Genomic DNA, 19,282 nt, shown 5'->3' with positions numbered 1-19,282 from the left:
GGAAAAGGCATGAAACTATTGACGTTTTATAGTGAGGGGCAGCTCAAACCGGGTGTGCTGACAGATAGGGGCATCCTGGATATTTCCGGATCCTATCCGACTATGATTGAAGCCATAGAACGTTATAGGGGACTTGATGAATTTCTGGAGTTTGCGCTCGAGGAGGAGTCCGATTTCTTTCTTGAGCCGAGGCACGTGTCACTCGGTCCTGCCATCGACTGTGCCGAGAAGATCATCTGCGTCGGTCTGAACTACAGGAAGCATGCAGAGGAGTCCGGCATGCCTAGCCCCGACCATCCAATACTTTTCAGCAAGTATAGGAACAGTTTGTCTGGGAGTGGGGAAACGGTCGCCATTCCTCTCGAGGCGGAGCAGGTGGATTACGAAGCAGAACTGGCCATCGTCATCGGAAAAGAAACGAAAAATATCACTGAGGAAGAGGCGGAGGACTATATTTTCGGCTACAGTGCGGCCAATGATTTGTCGGAGAGATCATTCCAGTTCAGGAGTGGGCAGTGGCTGCTCGGCAAAAGTCTGGATGGATTCTGTCCGCTAGGTCCATATATTGTGACTGCAGATGAAATAGAAGATCCAAACAAGCTGCGGATCCGCTGCAGTGTGAATGGGGAAGTCCGGCAGGATTCGAACACCAATGATATGATTTTCAAATGCGAAGCACTGGTCAGCTACATTTCCCACTATATGACACTGAAACCGGGAGACATCATTCTGACAGGCACACCGGAAGGCGTGGCACTCGGCTACCCGGAAGACAGTCGTCCATGGCTGCGGGATGGCGATGTCGTTACAGTAGAAATTGAAGACCTCGGCAGTCTGATCACACATATGGAGAGTGAATAGGATGCACTATATTATTCGTAATGTCGACATCTTTGATGAAGGCGTATTACGCACGGCAAATGTTGAAATAAAGGATCGTCAGATTGTATCAACGGACAGCGACCGTCAGACGGTAAATGATATAGACGGTACAGGGAAGTTTCTCCTGCCGGGTCTGGTTGATATGCACACCCATATTACACCACAGAGTGCCAAACATTATCTGGCTTCAGGCGTGACCACGGTCCGGAACACAGCCGGCAATTACGAAATGATTGAAGAGATGGATGAGGTTTCGCCCGAAGTCCACGCCACCTACCGGATGATCGACGGAGACCCCGGGCTCTGGGGGCCGACCTCCTATGGAAACATTTCGACAAATAATACTGCAGAAGCAAAAGGAGGTGTCGACGAGCTTCATGACCAGGGAGCCGAATTTGTAAAGGTCTATGGCAATATTACAGAAGATGTTCTTGCTGCTGTAGTCGAGCAGGCACAGGGACATGGATTGCCAGTCGCAGCAGACTTCATTCATTCGAAACATATCGATGGCGTGAAGGCGGCTGAGATGGGTGTCGACTGGCTGGAACATGCATCCGGTATTCTGCAGAGCCTCTATCCCGGCTTTCACTCCCAGCTGTCGGATGAAGCATTTGATGCAGTGGCTACAGAACCTCTGGATGAGAACCGGCTGGTTGAAGTACTGGACACGCTGCTTGATGCAGATGTCAAACTGGTCCCGACTCTGACCTTGTACCGACACCTTGCAGAAGGGAAGCAGTTCGGAGACTCTGCTATTGCTGCATCGAGACAGCTATCACAGCTCGAATCTGATGAAGATTTTGGAATAGATGCCCAGTTCGAACGTATTGCACCCCACGTCAGCGAAGAGATGCAAAGAAGAGAGAAATGGGCCTACAAGAAAATAAGCTACATTGCGAAACGCTATATGGATCTTGGCGGGGAAGTATACATCGGTACAGATGCGCCTGCCGGCATATGGAATTATCCTGGCATTTCATTGATTGAGGAAATGATGGAGTTCGAAGCATTGGGACTGACCCGGAGTGCTGTCATCAAAAAGGCGACAGAGGAAGCATGCCTGAGTATGGGCTACGAAAATAAAGGCCGGGTGGCTGGAGGATATGGAGCAGATCTGATACTGCTCGAGGAGAACCCTTTGGATGACCTGACCCATCTTCTATCCATTGATAGTGTGATCCGGGCAGGAGTATTACATAGTGTGGAAGATCTTTATTCACATCGGGTTGATGTCAGTGCGCTCGAACAGCTGTTTGAATCCATCACAGCGAAATACGGCGGTTGACCGGGAATCATCCGCCAACACAAAACAAATCCCCTGCTCAACCGAGCAGGGGATTTGTTTTCGATTTCTAGTCGGCCTGCATGCCGCCATCAACATTATACATTGAGCCGGTGACGAATGATGCATCGTCAGAAGCGAGGAAGTAGACGACTTTTGCGACTTCCTCCGGTGTACCGAAACGACCGAAAGGAATACCGGCTTTGATGGCTTCGCCGGACTTCTCGGGTTCTCCCGGTGTCAGGTTGTTCTGGATATCTGAAAGCATGTTTGTATCAATTGCTGCCGGAGCAACGGCATTGACCCGGATGTTGCTTCCTGCGGCTTCGAGCGCAGCGGTCTTTGTCAGACCAGCCACTGCGTGCTTGGATGCGATATAGGCCGGCATGCCGGCTGAACCAATATATGCTGCATTTGAAGCGGTATTTACAATACTGCCGTAATCCTGCTTTTCCATCTGGCGTATGACGTATTTCATTCCAAGGAAAACGCCGGTAGTATTGATGCTCATCACCAGGTCGAAATCCTTCTTCGCCAGATCTTTGATTTCCTTGAAAGGTCCATTGATTCCGGCGTTATTGAAGAAAATATCAATCTTGCCGAACGTATCGACCGTTTCCTTCACGTAGTTTTCGACCTCTTCTTCGTTCGTTACATCGGCTTTGATCAGATGCACGTTGTCACTGCTGAGATTCTCCTTTGCGCTTTCCAGAGCTTCCATGTTCAAATCAACGAGAACCACTTTTGCACCGCCATCGAGAAACCGTTTTGCTGCTGCCTGACCGATTCCACCTGCGCCGCCAGTAATAAGTACAATGTTGTCCTGCATATTGTGCCTCCTAAATAGTGTGTATATTTTGAATATATAGTAAGCGCTTACAAAATACAATCAATAATGCCTATAACAGCACACTAGGCAGACCATTTGATTTATGAGTAGCCAGAGCGCACCATGGAATTATAAATCCAAGGAGGCGAATGGAATGAAAGTACTGGTTATTGGAGCAAACGGTCAGATTGGCAAAATGTTCGTGGATAAACTGAAGGAAAGTGAACATGATCCGATTGCGATGGTACGTAAGGAAGAGCAGGCAAAAGCACTTGAAGACAATGGTGTGAAGACAGTGCTTGGGGACCTTGAAAAAGACTTCTCCCACGCTTTCGAAGGTGTTGAAGCAGTTGTATTCACTGCTGGATCCGGCGCACATACAGGTGCTGATAAGACCATCCTGATCGACCAGGAAGGTGCGATGGAATCAATCGACCTTGCCAAGAAGCATGCCATCCGACACTTCGTCATGGTGAGCGGAATGGGTGTCGAGAACCCGAGAGCCGTGGAAGGCAAGATGCGGCCCTACCTGCACGCGAAGTTCCGGGCAGATGCGCATCTCGAGCAGTCAGGTGTACCCTATACAATCCTCCGGCCCGGTCTGCTGACAAATGATGACGGCAAAGGCTCGGTCAATCTCTACGAGTACAAAGGAGACGTCCAGTACGGCGAGGTGCCGCGCGAAGACGTTGCGAGCGTCCTGATGGAAATCATCGGATCAAAAGCGGAAAATAGACTATACTACCTGATCGAGGGTGACACGCCTGTTGCTGAAGTGATATAGTCTCACTTATAACTAAACCTTACGTCATCAGTTTGCAGGAGTTTAAAGTGGCTGACATCCAGAAAATCTGAGAAATAAAGAATAGCATGACTCAAGTGAGTCATGCTATTCTTTATTTCCTTTGATTGCTTTTTCATAAGCAGCTACGAATGATTCAGTATTTTTTGTAATCACTTCAGCGTTGGTACCATCATAGCCTTTTATTAGAGCACTACCAATACCAACTGAAAAAGAGCCGTTATCGATCCAGTCGACCATATTATCTGTGTTTACCCCACCTGAAGGCATGAGGTTGACGTGGGGTATGGGGCCTTTGATGTCTTTAATAAAAGATGCGCCGAGTATGCCTCCTGGGAATACTTTTATAACATCCACCCCTGCCTTCATAGCCATTATAATTTCTGTGGCACTGGCACAGCCTGGCAAATAGGGAATATGATTGAGATTACAAGTTGTAGCGATATCCGCATCGAAATGAGGACTAACTATATAAAGTGCGCCTCTTCGAATCGCTTCATCCGCACTCGCACTAGACATTATTGTTCCTGCACCAATGCAGTAATCATTATTATTTGAGAAGTGCTCGATTAATTCGCCAGCTTTTGGTGTGGTGTAGGTAATTTCAATATTTTTAATTCCCCCGGCAAGGATAGATTCAATCATCTTAACTGTATCGTCAAACTCATTGCCACGTACTACTGCAATTAGATAGTTTTTACGGATTTTGTTCAGGATATGATATTTTTTCAATTTATCTTCCTCCTCATTTTTCTTGACGATATACTATATAATAATGGTGTTAAAAGAAATAAAACGTTTTATTTATATAAGGAGACCGTACCATGGAAAAGATTACTATTAAAGATGTTGCAAAACATGCGAATATATCAGCAAGCACTGTTTCCCAATACTTGAACGGTAGATATAACTATATGTCAGAAGCAACCCGTCAAAGAATCGAAGAATCTATCAAGTTGCTCGGCTACCATCCCAACTACATGGCGAGGAATCTTAAAAATAGAACCACTAAAACAATCGGGATTATAGTTTCCAATATCCTTCATCACTTTGCGGTTACATTGACAAGGGAAATTGAGAACTACTGTGATCGAGATGGGTATAACCTCATCATCTGTAATGCTGACGATGACCCTGATAAAGAGCAGAAATATATTGATGGTCTTCTTGAAAAACAGGTAGATGGATTGATTATTATGCCGACTACAGAAAATACTATGCTTTATCAGCAATTAGAAAAACGGGGCTTTCCAGTTGTCTTTGTTGACCGGAATATATCGACTGTCGGCATTCCATCATTCAAATTAGATAATCATCAAGCGATTGAGCAGGCAATTTCATACTTATCGGAGAAGAACGTACGAATGTATCAATATGTTGGTGTTTCCGATGCTATGAATTTAACGCCGAGAGTAGAGCGTATGGAAGCATTTAACTCAATTATTGGCGAAGAGGTTGAGAAAAAAACGATTACAGCACCCACTAATGATCTATATGACACCATAGTAGCAGAATTCGATATTGTTAGAGGGTGTGGTGTCGTCATTGCAAATGATTTTGCCCTGATGACTTTTTTGAAATATGTTGATACCCACAATATTGATCTAGTAGAAGATATCCATATTGTATCGATAGATGATATACCATTAGCTGAGGTCTACCGTCCCAATATCAGTACAATTGCCCAGCCAATCAAGGATATCGCTGAAGCTGCTTACACGACCGTAATGAATAAAGCAGAAGGTAGCGAATATACAAGACCCGAACATTTCGCAGGAAAATTGATCAGACGCTAAATATTTGAATGATCCTATCGAGAGATTCAAAGTGAGAAACCACAGGATACTCTACCCTGTGGTTCAAAGCTACAGTCTGAATTCTGATATCGCAGATTTGAGTGTCTTTGCAGCGTCCACTTTATCTTTTGCCTGAGTTATGCCACTGCCGACGATTACGACATCTGGTTCGAATTTCAAATACTCTTTGAGATTGTCTTCATTTATGCCACCGGCCACAAAAAGATCAAAGTCATATTCTTTTAACTTGTCATAAGCTGGTTTCATGTCAGCCTCTCTCTGGTCTTTTCCTACGTGCAGACTAACAGCTCTGACCCCCGCTTCTTTTAGATGATCGAGTAGGCTAAAATCTTTTATGTTAAGCAAATCCACTACCAGTGTCTTTCCGAACCGGTCTGCCACTTCTTGGCAGTTTCTAACTGTGTTAATGTCCGCAAGGGCCATAACAGTAATTAAATCTGAAAGGTATTCAAAACTCTTCTCACTTTCACTTTTACCAGCATCACAAATCTTCACATCTGCAAGAATTGAAATATCGGGGTATTTGGTTTTAAGATCTCTTACTATTCCGAGACCATATTCTTTGATGACGCCTGTTCCCACTTCGATGATATCCACATGTTCATGTACTTCCGACGTTATTTCAAAACATTCATCATAACCTAGACGGTCTAATGCAATTTGCAGCTTCATTACATCGCTACCTCTCTATTCTTTTAGTAAATCCCATTAGTGCATTGAGTTCATCTTGTGTAGGTAAACCTTCATTATCCCCCATGACACTGATATTCCTTGCAGCAATTACTGATGCAGTATGAAGCGTTTCATCCATACTGAACTGCTCCCTGAAAGCATAAAGTACGCCTGCATTGAATGCATCTCCACCACCGACAGTATCCACGACGTTTTTAGCAAATGTTCCTATTGTATATTGCTTACCAGCTTTGATACCGATTGCTCCATTTTCTCCACGTTTTATAAATACCGATTCAATATTGAATTGGTGGAGTGAAGAAATGTTCATATCAATATCATTCTGGTCAAAAATCAGCTCAAGTTCTTCTTCGCCAGCGAGGAGTATGTCAGTAAGGTTAAATAATCTAAGCATCACATGTCTTACTTCTTCTATATCCCACAGTTTCAGCCTAAGGTTTGGATCAAGAGAGATTTTCACGCCTTTGTTTCGAATGTGTATAACAGTTTGATAGAAATATTCAAAATCATGACGTATTAATGCAAGAAATACGCCAGAGATATGAAAGATGTCGTCACTTTTGAATGGATGGTTTGCGACGTCCTCTATAAGTTTTTCAGAATGATGAATCACAGGACTCTGACTTCTATAATAAAAAGTTTCTTTGAAAAACATATCATTCTGTTTGAAGTTTATCGATGTAGGATAATCGTCCAAAAATTTTACATTTGAGACATCCATTCTTTCACTATTTAAAAACTTGTAGATGTAATGTCCGAATTCATCATTTCCAAGATAAGTAAAATAGCGTGTTGGCATACCTAATCGCGCACAGCCTACGACCGTATTCAACTCTGCCCCAGCAACAGACTTGAAAAATTGGTCTACATATCTTAATTTCGTATCCTTGGTAGGATTGAAAACAACCATTGCTTCACCGACAGTAACTATTTCGGACATTATAACCGCTCCTTATACAGTGTCTTTATTTCATCATCATTAAATGAAATAATTTGATTAATATGTTTTGTGAAAAGTCCGGTTTCAAGAACCCCGGGTATTGCCATGAGTTTCCTTTCGAATAAAGAGGGGTCTGAAATATCGGGCAGGAAACAATCCAAGACATAATTTCCGTTATCTGTGATGAAAATTTCTCCTTCTTTTTTTCTTAAGACCGTACTGATCCCAAGAGTTTGCTCTATCATATCTGTAATCACTCTGTGCATATATGCATTGATTTCTACAGGGAGAGTAATATGATGGAGTTCTTCTATATGCTTATTATCACTGGCGACGATGACTATGGATTCAGAAAAGTATCCGACTATTTTTTCTCTCAATAACGAACCACCGCCACCTTTAATAGCAATGAAATCATCTGTAAATTGATTGGCCCCATCTATAGTGACATCAATCCTATCAATTTCGTCTGTGCTTTTGAGTCCTGCTTCTTTAAGCTTTCGTTCTGTTTTCATGGAAGTAGGCACCAGTTTGACTGCTAGCTCATTTTCGGAAATATACTTTGCCAAGTATGGTATATATCCCTCGATCGTCGAACCGGAGCCGATGCCGATGACGGTATGATGAGAAACCAATGTGTTTAGGGTATTGTACAAATCATTTTTAATATTAGTCATTTTTTATCCCCCCGATATACCTGGAAGGAATGTTATCAGACCAGGGATGAATGCAACCAGGAGCAGCACAGCAAGAATGATGATCAAATAGGGTATGACTGCAAAGAACGATCGTTCAATTGGCAAACCACCAATTTTACTGGCTAGCAATAAACACAAACCATAAGGAGGTGTCGCCAGGCCGATTGCTAATGTCATAACAACTATAATACCAAGGTGCACAGGATCAATATCGAAAGCTGTTGCTGTTGGTAGAATAACGGGTACGAAAAGTATCATTGCAGGTATTGCATCCATAAAGGTTCCTATGAAGAGGAAGAATAGGATGAGGAGTACAAGGAACATCCATTTCATGGAGATATTTTCTGTAAAGAATTCTTGGGCAAGCACGCCGAGCTGATAATAACTGAGCAACTCTCCTAATGCACTCGCAGTCGCGAGTGCGAATAGGGAAAGAGAACTAAGCGCGAGTGTATCAAAGAGGATTTTTGGAAGGTCTTTGATTTTTAGCGTCTTATAATAGAACATACTGATAAATAAAGTGTAAAGGGATGCTATGGAAGCTGATTCGGTAGCTGTAAACATCCCAGTCGTAATGCCGCCAATAATTATTATGATTGTCAAAAGGGCTGGAAAAGCCTGTAGAAACTTGATGACGATTTCTTTAAAAGGAACTTTTACAGATGTAGGGTAGCCCCTCTTAATTGAAATAATATAGATGAAGATCATCATTCCAAGACCGACGAGAATTCCTGGGATGATACCACCTAGGAATAGTGCACCAACTGATGCATTTGCGATACCTGCGAAAATAATCATGGGAATACTTGGTGGAATCACCACACCGATAGTGGAAGAAGCAGCAGTAACAGCCACAGCTGTCTCTTTGTCATAACCATTCTTCACCATGCTGGGTATAAGAATCTTACCGACACCAGCAGTGTCCGCTTGGGAAGCGCCTGATACACCAGCAAACATCATCGATACCAGAATATTCGACTGTGCGAGTCCGCCTTTCAAGGGTCCGACGATTGCTAGAGCAAGATCGATCATCTTCTCTGATATCTTACCTGAATTCATCAGGTTGGCTGCGAGTATGAAAAGTGGCACGGATAACAGTACGAAAGAATCCAGTCCATTAAGCATTTTCATTGGAACGGTGATCTCTGGTGTATAAGGGATATTAAGTATACCGGCTAATGCAATAATGCCAATTACGAAGGCGATTGGCACGCCTATGATAAGAAGAATCAAAAATAATGCAACAAGTACAATACCCATTAGTCGGGAACCTCCTCTCCACCAGAACTTCTAAGAGTCCTAATACCATTGATGACATGATTGATTGAATAAAGGACCATTGTTGAGGTCATGATCGGAATCGTAATCCAGACGTATCCCATTTTTAGAAACGGAAGGGATGTCCAATTATAATTCCAGAAACGCTCAAGAATCTCAATGCTATAAAAGAAAAGAAGTGCATTGAATACGATTAGAATGATATCGATAAATAAATTTAGGAAGATTCGATATTTTGGTGATAATTTTTTCTGTAGGATATCAAAGGTGAAATGTTCTTTACGATTCACCATCACCGCAGCACCCATAAAGATAGCCCAAATAAAGGAGTAGTTTGCCATCTCCTCTGTCCAAATTACTGAGACTCCAAGGTATCTGGTGGCAATCTGTATCAGGATGCTGATAAAGAAGACGAGCAGAAATATCAGGCCCAGGATAATTTGGATTTTCTCAACAGCTCTTATAAGTTTTTGCATTCAGGTCACCTTCCTAAAAAAGAGCACAATCATGTGCTCTTTTATTAGTTTCTTATTTGCTCGAGCGCGTCAGTCAAATCCAGTTCTTCTGCAAGATCATCTTGTATCGGTCTAGCGATTTCTTGAAATTCAGTCGTATCAATTTCGTGTACTTCAGCACCATCTTCAATCGCTATCTCTTTATATTCTTCATCTTGAGCCATGACCGATTCACGCTCTGTAATAACAGATTCTTCGGCAGCATTCAGCAAGATTTCTTGAATGTCTTCTGGGTACTGATCAAAGCTATTCCCATTTGTTAAAAGAAATCGGGTAGTGTAGTCGTGTGCAGTTTCAGTAATGTGTTTCCCGTTTGGTGTTGTGTGGTGATTTTGCTGTACAAAGTATGGATAGGAGTTCTCAGCGGAATCAACGACGTTTTGCTGGAGACCCTGGTATAGTTCTCCCCAGGCCACTGAGGTTGGGACAGCGCCTGTTTGCTGCCAGAAATCTGATACGACACCTGAAGTCTGGGTTCTGATAGATACGCCATTAAGGTCATCAATACTTTCTAAAGGTTCTTTACCGTAGTAGTGTCTCGGACCTGCACTCCAGTATCCCAGCATTCTGAATTCGTTATTTGACTTATCATTAATAATTTCTGCTAACTGATCTCCCACTTCTCCATCAACGACACTCTCCCAGTGATCGTAGTCTTCGAACAGGTAGGGCAACGCAAAGAGATCAACTTCTCTGATACCCGTGCTTGTCATGAAACCAGGGGAGACCAGAACGACATCGGCTGCTCCTGTGCCGAGCTTCTCAACAAGTTCAGACTCTTCAGTGCCGATTGTCCCAGCGTGAACTTCAACTTCAATTTGTCCATCAGATTCTTCTTCAGCTACTTCTTTGAATTTCAGTAAACCATCTTGATAAGGGTTCTCTGCTGAGGTCTGATTATGGGCAGCAATGATTTTGATATTTTCTCCATTACTTTCTGATTGAGCATCAGAGTTGCCTTCATCGGAAGAATCTCCACCACATGCGGTAAGGACCAAGCTAAGTGCTGTCAAGAAAGTCAAAGATAAATACTTTTTCATATAAATGTCTCCTTTATTCCAAATTGAAATGCATTTTTTTCAATGCTTCATTGGTTTTGTTATTTTTTTGATTCAAATAAATGACTATGGCGTCCATGACAAGGTGTAAGGATTGGTCGAACTGATTGCCTAGAGGTTGAATGGTAGGTATATCATTGTGTTTCGTGCTTGCGTGAAGGTGAAGCGTGCAACCGAACTTCTCACTTACTGATTGATCTTCTGAAGCTGTAACCAGGGCAGATGTACCACCAATTTCTTGGACTTTATACACCATATTGTTGATTGTTTCGCTTTTTCCAGATCCGCTTATGACTATGAGCAGATCTTTGGCCGAAAAACTTGGTGTATTGGTCTCTCCGACTATGTAGACGTCATAGCCACTATGCATTAGACGCATTCCAAACATTTTCCCAGTCAAGCCACTACGACCGTTACCGTAGACGAAAACTTTTTCTGCTCTAGCAATGCAATCTGCAAATCGTGCTGCCATGGTATCATCAGTCCTTGTACAAACTTCGGATACCTCTTTGGAAATCTGATTAAAAATATTTCCAAGTTCATAATTCATAAACTGACTCCCTTTCCACTAACTCAGGTTTTAATCTTTTAATCACATAATCGATTCTTTCATTATTTATTTTCTTGAATAAGTGATCTGCGGCTTCTCTACCCAATAAGGATGTCGGTTGTTCTATGACTGTGACACCAGGACTGAAAAACTCTGTGAAGGTTACATTATCAATACTGATCAACGATAGATCTTGAGGTATCTCTAATTCTTTCTCCTTGATTGCCCGCATAACTTCATAGAGTGCAAGGTCATTACCGACTATAACCGATTTTGGAAAGCGGTTTCTTTCAATCTCATGTAATACTGCATCTTTAATTTTTTCCAACTTCTCAGATATGAGATATGGGGTGATACCATAAGCTGAACACATTTCTTTGTATGCTGAGTATCTCTCTATTCTTGGTGTTATGCCTTTACTTACATCCTGAGAAATAAATCCAATGCTCTTATGCCCTTTTTCTATTAAATGATTATAAGCTTTCTTTATGACAAGGGAATTGTCTGTCAGAAAGGCAGGGATTGGAACGTCTTCAATATAACGGTCTATAAAGACAATTGGATAATCATCATCAGATAAGGAAGAGAAGAGAGCGTTATTTCCAGCAGTCGGTACTACAATAAGGCCGTCTACCTGTTTTGCTAATAGCATACTGATATAATTCTTCTCTTTTTCTGAATCATCATCCGCATTACAAACGATTACATGATAACCGAGCATATGTGCATAGTCTTCTATAGAACGTATTACTTCAGTAGAGAACGCATGTAGTATGTTGGCAACTATGATTCCTATCGACATTGTCTGCTTCTGTTTGAGACTTTTTGCAACAATATTCGGATTGTAGTTCAATTCTTCTATTGCTTCGGCAATCCTTTTCTTTGTTTCTTCTCCCATATATGAAAAATTCTCGTTAATAAAATGGGAAACTGTAGTTTTTGAAACCTTTGCTTTTGCTGCCACATCTGCCATAGTCGTTCTATTCATAAAAGAAGCTCCTGAAGTTTACTAAACCGATTTACTAAACCGATTAATTAGAGTATAAATCACTTGAAAGCGTTTTACAAGCTGAAAATTCAAATAAATTAAAGAGATAAAAGATAACTCAAATGTAGTGGTTGTTAATGTATTACATTAACTTTGATTTAGTTAATATCCATACTCAACAATAAGTTAAATATCTTCACAAACAATATTATTATATTAAAGAAAACGGTTTCATTAAATAAATATTCAGAAAACGTAGAAAGTTGGGACATAAAGTGTTAATGTATCGGTAATTATATCTAACCTGATATTAAAAGCAGGTGCTAAAGAAAGGTGAGGCAATGGAACAGAAAACACGTGAACCAATTAGAAACTACAAGATCTGGCTTGGCTTTCTCATTATCTTCATTCTGCTCACTCCCTGGTATTTCCCATCTGCAGAGGAGCCTGTACTGATCTACGGGGTGCCGCTCTGGGCACTGGTCATCATCGGGGTCACCGTATTGCTCTCGCTCTATATTACATACGTCATCAGATACCATTGGGACATCGAAGATGAAGAATCAGAGGAGGAGAAATAGATGGAACTGGCGTTTTCTGGTACTTCCGGCATTCTGATCATGCTTTTCTACGGTGTCATCATGCTGCTGATTGGTGTCGTCACCTTCATGAAAAATAAAAAAGTACATAGCAGTCTTGAAGAATATTATCTGGGTGGCAGGGGACTTGGGACCATGGTCCTGTTCTTCACCTTTTTTGCGACGCAGTACAGCGGCAACACCGTCATCGGCTATTCGGCCGAAGCCTATCGTGTGGGGTATGCCAACCTGGTGACCGTGCCATTCTTCATCATGATCATTCTGGTCTATCTTGTTTTCGCACCGAGAATGTATCGATTGAGCAAGAAGCACAATATCGTCACACCGGTCGACTGGCTGGAAATGAAATTCAAGTCAAAAGCGGTATCCATCCTGGCGGCGATCCTCATGTTGTATGCCCTCGGCAACTTCCTGCTCGAGCAGCTGATTGCTATCGGACAAGGTGTCGCAGGACTGACCGGCGGAACTGTACCCTACCAGGCGGGTGTCATCTTCTTCATCGTCATCATGATCATCTACGGCTGGCTCGGTGGTATGCGTTCTGTTGCATATACGGATACGATGCAGGGCATCGCACTGCTGGTGGGTGTATTCATGCTGCTGATCGGCACCATCATCTACTTTGGAGGACTGCCCGCAGCGGGAGACTACATCAGGACGTACTCACCTGAAAACCTGGGTGTACCGGAGGGTGGTGGCCTGGTCAGGTGGACCAACTTCCTCATTCTGGTCGGCATCGGTGCAGCAGTATATCCGAATGCCATCCAGAGAATATTTTCAGCCAAAAATGAACGGGCACTCAAACGCTCACTGACACAGATGGCATGGATGCCGTTTCTTACAGCCGGCGTCGTATTCGTCATCGGTATCCTCTCCTATACGGCATTCCCGAATCTGAATGTGGAAGAATCCGAGCAGATCGTCGGCATGATGGCCAGTGCCATTGCAAATGAGAATATCATCTTCTATATTGCCATGGTACTGCTGTTCGGAGGCATCATAGCGGCAATCGTCTCCACTGCGGATTCCGTGCTGCTGACATTCTCTTCGATCATTTCAAAGGATATATATGGTCGCTATATCAATCCGGATGCGACCGACAACAAAAAGATTCTCGTCGGCAAGATCATCGGTGTCATCGCGGTCGGGTTCCTATTGATGATTGCATGGAATCCACCCGGCACACTGTATCAGATCTTCGTACTCAAGCTTGAAATACTGGTCCAGGTCGCCCCGGCGCTCATACTCGGCCTCTACTGGGAACGGAGTCACGCCAGGTCGGTCTTTGCAGGGATGCTCATCGGTGCACTGGTTGCTGCAGTTTTTACATTTGCAAGTCTTACGCCCCTCGGCATCTTCAGTGGCGTCTGGGGATTGATCATTAATCTCATGGTCTACGTCTGCGGCAGCCTCATTTTCGGCAAGGCACCTTCTGTCATCACGGAAAAGAATGTGCTGGAAGGGAAGAACACGACCCAACCTATAAGATGATGAAAAGCTATATAAATGGACGCACTCATTCCAGCTTGGAAAGGGTGCGTTTTCATATGAAAGAAACTAAATTGAAACCCCTTTCAATTTTTTATTGACATTATCATGGGCACATATTATATTGGTTACAAGTTCATATATAAGAACAGTGTTCACATATGAGAACATAACAACTAAGATCATATACGAAGCAGGGGGGTGGAGCCATGTCGGTAAAATCTGCAGAAAGAGTGCTGGATATTATCGAGTATCTGAGCCGCATAGAAGATGGCGTTTCACTGATGTCACTTTCCAAAGAAATGGAAATACCCAAAAGCAGCATGTCCCAGCTCCTACTGACCATGGTCAATAAAGGGTATCTCACAAAATCGGAAAGCAACCTTTACAAGCTGGGTCATAAGCTGATCATTGCAGGAAACAAGGCTCGCACAACCAATGATATATACAGTACGAGCCTGCCGATACTTAAAGAAAAGATTGGATTGACAGGCGGTACCATATTTCTGGCTATCAGATCTTCAACTGAAATCATATACCTTGCCAAAGTCGACAGCGATAATGCCCAGCGGACCACGGCGCAGCCGGGTACACGAAAACCGCTTCATTCAACAGGACTCGGGAAAACCTTCCTGGCCTTTGAAGCAGAGGAAACACGCGATGATCTGTTGAATCGCATGGATTATGAAAAGTTTACAAGTCATACGATAACGGAAATGGACACGCTGCTTTCAGAGCTCAAAAAGTACAAAGCCCAAGGTTATGTCGTGGATGATGAAGAAGGTGAGGACGGTGTCTACTGTCTAGCTGCTCCAATCTACAACGATGCCGACAAAATCATCGCAGCAGTCAGCTGTGCCGGCAGCAAAAACAGGATGTTGGAAAACAAAGCGGATATTGCCGCCCATATTATGGAAGCAGGCAGGGAAATTTCAAAGATGCAAGGACACAACAGTATGTGACAGAGCACCGATCCACACTCGGTCCATCATCTTAAAATGAAAAAGGTGGCAGATGAAATGTACGTTATTCTAATAGATTCAGGTACAACCAATACCCGCATCAGAATAGTGGATGAACAGTCCAAAGCAGTGATTGATGCATTGAAAATTGAAGTGGGCGTCAAAAATGCCGCCATGGACAAGAGCAACCAGGGCCTGAAGGAGGCCATCGAACAAGGGATGGAGGAAGTGCTTGGCAAAAACTCTCTTGGCAAGTCGGATATTGTTCATATCATCGCCTCCGGCATGATCACTTCGAATCTCGGGCTCAAGGAAGTACCGCACGTCGTCGCGCCTGCTGAAATCAGTGATTTCTCCCGGGGTATGGATCAAGATGAAATCTACGGCATTCCTTGCCACTTCATTCCCGGGATGAAAAATAAAGATATTGATGGGGATGGCACCATCGAAGATATCCGGGAGATGGACATCATGCGGGGTGAGGAGGTCGAAGTGTTCGGTCTGCTTGAACAGATGGATATTAGCGGGGAAGGAATCATCATACTGCCCGGATCCCATACAAAGTTTGTCAGGGTGAATAAAGACAAGGAACTGGTATCCTGTTTTTCAACTCTGGGTGGTGAGCTGGTACAGGCAGTCCAGGGCAACACGATCCTCTCCAGTTCCCTCGAGGATGGTCTGATAGACACGCTCGAAATGGACCATCTGGAAAATGGATATTTCAAGACGAAAGAGGAAGGTCTGACCCGATCCCTCTTCGGTGTCCGGCTACTCGATATGTACACGAATATTTCCGGCAACCAGCGGGCCAACTATCTGCTTGGTGCCATCTACCATGAAGATGTCCAGGCATTGAAATTCTATACGGATGGTCTCGATCTCGACTGGTTCATAGTAGGCGGTTCGGAAATTCTGAAAGATAGTATGTCACACCTGCTTTCACTCGAGTTCTCAGACAAGAAAATCATCAAGGCGACACAGGAAGTTGTAGAACAGTCCTATATTATCGGCTCCATCATGATTCAGGACAACTAGAAGCTGAATCGATCGCATTCCATAAAAGAATTCTTAAATTTCAACTGTGGAGGATGACTGGTTATGAAACCCAAAGTCTTGATAATGAAGCCGATACCGGACGATGTGGAAAAATTCATCGCTGAACACTGCGACTATGAAATATGGAATGAATCTGATTCGATGCCTGAAGAAACACTGTTTGAAAAGCTTGCCACAGTGGATGGGCTCATGCCGGCCAAGGAAAAGATAAATGACTCACTGCTCGACCATGCACCGAACCTCAAGATCATCTCCAATATTTCCGTCGGCTACGACAATTTTGATACGGATGAAATGAAAAAACGTGGCATCATGGGCACGAATACACCGTATGTACTGGATGAAACGGTTGCCGATACAGCTTTTGGACTGCTGCTGATGACCGCACGCAAGTTTTCAATGCTCGACCGTCATGTAAAGACGGGTGGGTGGGATGTAAAAGATGATCCGATGTTCCTGGGACGGGATGTCCATCATGCGACACTCGGCATCTTCGGTCTCGGAAGAATCGGTGAGAAAGTCATTCGCCGTGCTGTCAGAGGATTCGATATGAATGTCATCTACCATAACAGGTCGCGGAATGAATCGCTCGAAAAAGAATACGGTATTGATTATAGGAGTAAGGAAGAGGTCTTGAAGCAGGCGGACTTTATTTTAACGCTGCTGCCGTTGACCGAGCAGACGACAAACTACATCTCTAAAGAAGAATTCGATCTGATGAAAGCGGATGCATTCCTGATCCATCTTTCCAGGGGGAAAGTGGTGGATGAAGCGGCTTTGATCCAAGCACTCAAAGAGAAGCGGATTGCAGGTGCCGGGCTCGACGTGTACGAAGAAGAACCGGTTTCTCCGGATAACTCGTTGCTTGGCATGGACAACGTGGTCACACTGCCCCATGTCGGTTCTGCCACACAGCAGACCCGTGATGGCATGGCCATGCGGGCGGCGGAAAATCTGGTCCAGGGCCTGCAGGGAGAAAAACCGAAAGATCTGGTGAAGGAACTCGACACATCCCAGTAGACAGGCATATATTGAATCAAATAAAAGATAGGTGGCGAAATCAATGGCAGTACTCGAAAAGATCAAGGATCATAAGATGATTGGCATACTGCGTGGCTATGATACGGACGATGCAGTGAAGATTGTGGATACGCTCGTACAGAATGACTTCCGGGTCATCGAGGTGGCGCTCAACTCACCGAACGCAAAAGAAACGCTCAGGGCGCTGAAAAAGAATTTCGGCAATGATATCACACTCGGTGCCGGCACTGTGCTGACTGTGGAGGATGCCAAGGCGTGCATCGACATCGGCGTTGAATTCCTGCTGGCCCCAGTGTATGGCAAGGCAGTGCTCGAGTTCGCAAATGAACAGGGCATCCTGTACATCCCGGGCTGCTACACGCCGACGGAAATTTACGATGCGCACATGGCAGGGGCGAAGATGATCAAAGTCTTCCCGGCAGGTCAGCTCGGTTCGGCCTACATCAAGGACGTACTGGCACCGATGAATGATCTGGTGCTTTTGCCGACAGGCGGTGTGAGTGCAGACAATATCAATACATTCTTCGAAGTGGGTGCGGCGGCAGTCGGCATCAATTCTGCGCTCGTCCCTTCGAATCGCACAGTAGACGAGGCGCTTGTAGAAGAAATTAATGAACGTGTTCAGAAATTGAAAGGCAAGGTGGAGTAGAATGAAGATCAAAAGCTATGAAATGTTTACAGTACCGCCAAGATGGCTGTTCCTGAAAGTCGAGACGGATGACGGACTCATCGGCTGGGGTGAGCCGGTAATCGAAGGAAAAGCGGCGACAGTGAAAGCGGCAGTGGCCGAACTGATGGATACGATCATCGGCAAGGATCCGATGAATATAGAAGGCATCTGGAATGAACTGTACCGCTCAGGATTCTATCGTGGCGGTCCGATTTTGATGAGTGCACTCGCTGGTATCGACCAGGCGTTATGGGACATCAAAGGCAAATACTACGATGCACCGATCCACCAGCTGCTCGGCGGCAAGGCACGTGAGAAGATCAAGGTATATTCCTGGGTCGGCGGCGATCGCCCGCAGGACGTTGGTGCTGCTGCGCTTGAACTGAAGAACACCGGCATTACAGCTGTAAAAATGAATGCGACGGAAGAGCTCCAGTATATCGACTCCTACAGTAAAATCGACGAAGTACTTGAGCGCGTCGCTTCCATCCGTGAGGCTTGCGGCAAGGACTTCGGCATCGGTATCGATTTCCATGGCCGTGTCCATAAGCCGATGGCGAAAGTGCTGGCAAAGGAACTGGAGCAGTTCAGGCCGATGTTCCTAGAAGAGCCGGCACTGCCTGAAAACAATGAGAATCTGCGGGATATCGCGATGCATACATCCATTCCGATTGCGACAGGTGAGCGCATGTTCTCGAAATGGCAGTTCAAGACACTGCTGCAGGACGGCTACGTGGATATCATCCAGCCGGACCTGTCACACGCCGGCGGCATCACCGAATGCAAGAAGATCATCTCGATGGCGGAAGCCTTTGATGTAGCGGCTGCACCGCACTGTCCACTCGGTCCAATTGCACTTGCTGCATGCATCCAGGTCGATGCGACGTGTCATAACGCAGTCATCCAGGAGCAGAGCCTAGGCATTCATTACAATAAAGGCAACGACATCCTCGACTATGTGACGGACGCTTCGGTCTTTGAATATACAGAAGGACATGTCGAAGTACTCGACAAGCCGGGCCTCGGCATCGAAATCAATGAAGACTACGTCAGAGAGCGCAGCATGATCGGACATAACTGGAAGAACCCGGTATGGACACATGAAGACGGCAGTATCGCAGAATGGTAATAGGA

Annotated in this window: 21 protein-coding genes; 11 read left to right on the top strand and 10 right to left on the bottom strand. The window is 44.4% G+C overall.

Annotated features, from left to right (window positions below; genetic code table 11):
• The first annotated feature begins 9 nt into the window (after positions 1-9).
• Both GQ671_RS08930 and GQ671_RS08925 read left to right on the top strand, forming a co-directional pair.
• Positions 10-861 (top strand): fumarylacetoacetate hydrolase family protein, encoded by an 852-nt coding sequence (locus GQ671_RS08930; protein ID WP_160655857.1) that lies wholly within the window; start codon positions 10-12, stop codon positions 859-861.
• Between the two features lies 1 nt (position 862).
• Positions 863-2,167 (top strand): amidohydrolase family protein, encoded by a 1,305-nt coding sequence (locus tag GQ671_RS08925; RefSeq protein WP_160655854.1) that lies wholly within the window; start codon positions 863-865, stop codon positions 2,165-2,167.
• A 67-nt stretch (positions 2,168-2,234) separates the two neighbouring features.
• On the opposite strand, the gene GQ671_RS08920 is transcribed toward GQ671_RS08925, so the two are convergent.
• Complete coding sequence (locus GQ671_RS08920) at positions 2,235-2,993, bottom strand: SDR family NAD(P)-dependent oxidoreductase (RefSeq protein WP_160655851.1); 759 nt, start codon at positions 2,991-2,993, stop codon at positions 2,235-2,237.
• Between the two features lie 154 nt (positions 2,994-3,147).
• Here GQ671_RS08920 and GQ671_RS08915 point away from each other — a divergent pair, with 154 nt between their 5' ends.
• On the top strand, positions 3,148-3,777 hold the full coding sequence (locus GQ671_RS08915; protein ID WP_160655848.1) for an SDR family oxidoreductase: 630 nt from the start codon (positions 3,148-3,150) through the stop codon (positions 3,775-3,777).
• 105 nt (positions 3,778-3,882) lie between these two features.
• Here GQ671_RS08915 and eda read toward each other — a convergent pair whose 3' ends face one another.
• The gene (gene eda, locus GQ671_RS08910; RefSeq protein WP_160655845.1) at positions 3,883-4,527 is read right to left on the bottom strand and encodes a bifunctional 4-hydroxy-2-oxoglutarate aldolase/2-dehydro-3-deoxy-phosphogluconate aldolase; all 645 of its coding nucleotides are present in this window, start codon (positions 4,525-4,527) and stop codon (positions 3,883-3,885) included.
• Between the two features lie 92 nt (positions 4,528-4,619).
• On the opposite strand from eda, the gene GQ671_RS08905 reads away from it, so the two are divergent.
• Positions 4,620-5,591: a LacI family DNA-binding transcriptional regulator gene (locus GQ671_RS08905; RefSeq protein WP_160655842.1), complete on the top strand. Its 972-nt coding sequence runs from the start codon at positions 4,620-4,622 to the stop codon at positions 5,589-5,591.
• Positions 5,592-5,660: 69 nt separating this feature from the next.
• Here the strand turns inward: GQ671_RS08905 and hxlA are convergent, their stop codons facing one another.
• From hxlA to GQ671_RS08865, 8 genes are read right to left on the bottom strand one after another with little or no spacing between them, the layout of a single operon-like run.
• Positions 5,661-6,284 carry a 3-hexulose-6-phosphate synthase gene (hxlA, locus tag GQ671_RS08900; protein ID WP_160655840.1) on the bottom strand — a complete coding sequence of 208 codons (624 nt, stop codon included), beginning with the start codon at positions 6,282-6,284 and terminating at the stop codon, positions 5,661-5,663.
• 7 nt (positions 6,285-6,291) lie between these two features.
• Entirely contained in the window at positions 6,292-7,245 is a 954-nt protein-coding gene (locus GQ671_RS08895; protein WP_160655837.1) for a sugar kinase, read from the bottom strand.
• On the bottom strand, positions 7,245-7,922 hold the full coding sequence (rpiA, locus tag GQ671_RS08890) for a ribose 5-phosphate isomerase A (RefSeq protein WP_160655834.1): 678 nt from the start codon (positions 7,920-7,922) through the stop codon (positions 7,245-7,247). Before rpiA ends, GQ671_RS08895 begins: the two co-directional genes overlap by 1 nt.
• A 3-nt stretch (positions 7,923-7,925) precedes the next feature.
• A complete protein-coding gene (locus tag GQ671_RS08885) occupies positions 7,926-9,203 on the bottom strand; it encodes a TRAP transporter large permease (RefSeq protein WP_160655830.1) in 1,278 nt (425 codons plus the stop codon).
• Entirely contained in the window at positions 9,203-9,697 is a 495-nt protein-coding gene (locus GQ671_RS08880; RefSeq protein ID WP_160655827.1) for a TRAP transporter small permease, read from the bottom strand. Before GQ671_RS08880 ends, GQ671_RS08885 begins: the two co-directional genes overlap by 1 nt.
• A 44-nt stretch (positions 9,698-9,741) precedes the next feature.
• Complete coding sequence (gene dctP / locus GQ671_RS08875; RefSeq protein WP_160655824.1) at positions 9,742-10,776, bottom strand: TRAP transporter substrate-binding protein; 1,035 nt, start codon at positions 10,774-10,776, stop codon at positions 9,742-9,744.
• 13 nt (positions 10,777-10,789) lie between these two features.
• Entirely contained in the window at positions 10,790-11,344 is a 555-nt protein-coding gene (gene hxlB / locus GQ671_RS08870; RefSeq protein ID WP_160655821.1) for a 6-phospho-3-hexuloisomerase, read from the bottom strand.
• Positions 11,334-12,332, bottom strand: a complete 999-nt coding sequence (locus GQ671_RS08865) for a LacI family DNA-binding transcriptional regulator (protein ID WP_160655818.1) — start codon at positions 12,330-12,332, stop codon at positions 11,334-11,336. The genes hxlB and GQ671_RS08865 overlap by 11 nt, the downstream gene beginning before the upstream one ends.
• A gap of 341 nt (positions 12,333-12,673) precedes the next feature.
• Here GQ671_RS08865 and GQ671_RS08860 point away from each other — a divergent pair, with 341 nt between their 5' ends.
• From GQ671_RS08860 to dgoD, 7 genes are all read left to right on the top strand, one after another.
• On the top strand, positions 12,674-12,913 hold the full coding sequence (locus GQ671_RS08860) for a hypothetical protein (RefSeq protein ID WP_160655816.1): 240 nt from the start codon (positions 12,674-12,676) through the stop codon (positions 12,911-12,913).
• Positions 12,914-14,422: a sodium:solute symporter family protein gene (locus GQ671_RS08855; protein ID WP_160655812.1), complete on the top strand. Its 1,509-nt coding sequence runs from the start codon at positions 12,914-12,916 to the stop codon at positions 14,420-14,422.
• 206 nt (positions 14,423-14,628) lie between these two features.
• The gene (locus GQ671_RS08850; protein ID WP_160655809.1) at positions 14,629-15,381 is read left to right on the top strand and encodes an IclR family transcriptional regulator; all 753 of its coding nucleotides are present in this window, start codon (positions 14,629-14,631) and stop codon (positions 15,379-15,381) included.
• A gap of 57 nt (positions 15,382-15,438) precedes the next feature.
• Positions 15,439-16,416 (top strand): 2-dehydro-3-deoxygalactonokinase, encoded by a 978-nt coding sequence (locus tag GQ671_RS08845; RefSeq protein WP_211364906.1) that lies wholly within the window; start codon positions 15,439-15,441, stop codon positions 16,414-16,416.
• 63 nt (positions 16,417-16,479) lie between these two features.
• Positions 16,480-17,457 (top strand): 2-hydroxyacid dehydrogenase, encoded by a 978-nt coding sequence (locus GQ671_RS08840; protein ID WP_160655803.1) that lies wholly within the window; start codon positions 16,480-16,482, stop codon positions 17,455-17,457.
• 43 nt (positions 17,458-17,500) lie between these two features.
• Complete coding sequence (locus GQ671_RS08835; RefSeq protein WP_160655800.1) at positions 17,501-18,127, top strand: bifunctional 4-hydroxy-2-oxoglutarate aldolase/2-dehydro-3-deoxy-phosphogluconate aldolase; 627 nt, start codon at positions 17,501-17,503, stop codon at positions 18,125-18,127.
• A gap of 1 nt (position 18,128) precedes the next feature.
• Positions 18,129-19,277: a galactonate dehydratase gene (gene dgoD, locus GQ671_RS08830; RefSeq protein WP_160655797.1), complete on the top strand. Its 1,149-nt coding sequence runs from the start codon at positions 18,129-18,131 to the stop codon at positions 19,275-19,277.
• Positions 19,278-19,282: the final 5 nt, after the last annotated feature.

It is taken from the genome of Salinicoccus hispanicus (assembly GCF_009831115.1).
Taxonomy (GTDB): domain Bacteria; phylum Bacillota; class Bacilli; order Staphylococcales; family Salinicoccaceae; genus Salinicoccus; species Salinicoccus hispanicus.
Note: the sequence above shows the minus strand (reverse complement) of the source record. Positions and strands in the feature narration are given on the sequence as shown.

Coding starts and splice junctions, on each gene's coding strand:
- GQ671_RS08930 (WP_160655857.1), top strand. CDS start 10: ATGAAACTATTGACGTTTTATAGTGAGGGGCAGCTCAAACCGGGTGTG.
- GQ671_RS08925 (WP_160655854.1), top strand. CDS start 863: ATGCACTATATTATTCGTAATGTCGACATCTTTGATGAAGGCGTATTA.
- GQ671_RS08920 (WP_160655851.1), bottom strand. CDS start 2,993: ATGCAGGACAACATTGTACTTATTACTGGCGGCGCAGGTGGAATCGGT.
- GQ671_RS08915 (WP_160655848.1), top strand. CDS start 3,148: ATGAAAGTACTGGTTATTGGAGCAAACGGTCAGATTGGCAAAATGTTC.
- GQ671_RS08905 (WP_160655842.1), top strand. CDS start 4,620: ATGGAAAAGATTACTATTAAAGATGTTGCAAAACATGCGAATATATCA.
- hxlA (WP_160655840.1), bottom strand. CDS start 6,284: ATGAAGCTGCAAATTGCATTAGACCGTCTAGGTTATGATGAATGTTTT.
- GQ671_RS08895 (WP_160655837.1), bottom strand. CDS start 7,245: ATGTCCGAAATAGTTACTGTCGGTGAAGCAATGGTTGTTTTCAATCCT.
- rpiA (WP_160655834.1), bottom strand. CDS start 7,922: ATGACTAATATTAAAAATGATTTGTACAATACCCTAAACACATTGGTT.
- GQ671_RS08885 (WP_160655830.1), bottom strand. CDS start 9,203: ATGGGTATTGTACTTGTTGCATTATTTTTGATTCTTCTTATCATAGGC.
- GQ671_RS08880 (WP_160655827.1), bottom strand. CDS start 9,697: ATGCAAAAACTTATAAGAGCTGTTGAGAAAATCCAAATTATCCTGGGC.
- dctP (WP_160655824.1), bottom strand. CDS start 10,776: ATGAAAAAGTATTTATCTTTGACTTTCTTGACAGCACTTAGCTTGGTC.
- hxlB (WP_160655821.1), bottom strand. CDS start 11,344: ATGAATTATGAACTTGGAAATATTTTTAATCAGATTTCCAAAGAGGTA.
- GQ671_RS08865 (WP_160655818.1), bottom strand. CDS start 12,332: ATGAATAGAACGACTATGGCAGATGTGGCAGCAAAAGCAAAGGTTTCA.
- GQ671_RS08860 (WP_160655816.1), top strand. CDS start 12,674: ATGGAACAGAAAACACGTGAACCAATTAGAAACTACAAGATCTGGCTT.
- GQ671_RS08855 (WP_160655812.1), top strand. CDS start 12,914: ATGGAACTGGCGTTTTCTGGTACTTCCGGCATTCTGATCATGCTTTTC.
- GQ671_RS08850 (WP_160655809.1), top strand. CDS start 14,629: ATGTCGGTAAAATCTGCAGAAAGAGTGCTGGATATTATCGAGTATCTG.
- GQ671_RS08845 (WP_211364906.1), top strand. CDS start 15,439: ATGTACGTTATTCTAATAGATTCAGGTACAACCAATACCCGCATCAGA.
- GQ671_RS08840 (WP_160655803.1), top strand. CDS start 16,480: ATGAAACCCAAAGTCTTGATAATGAAGCCGATACCGGACGATGTGGAA.
- GQ671_RS08835 (WP_160655800.1), top strand. CDS start 17,501: ATGGCAGTACTCGAAAAGATCAAGGATCATAAGATGATTGGCATACTG.
- dgoD (WP_160655797.1), top strand. CDS start 18,129: ATGAAGATCAAAAGCTATGAAATGTTTACAGTACCGCCAAGATGGCTG.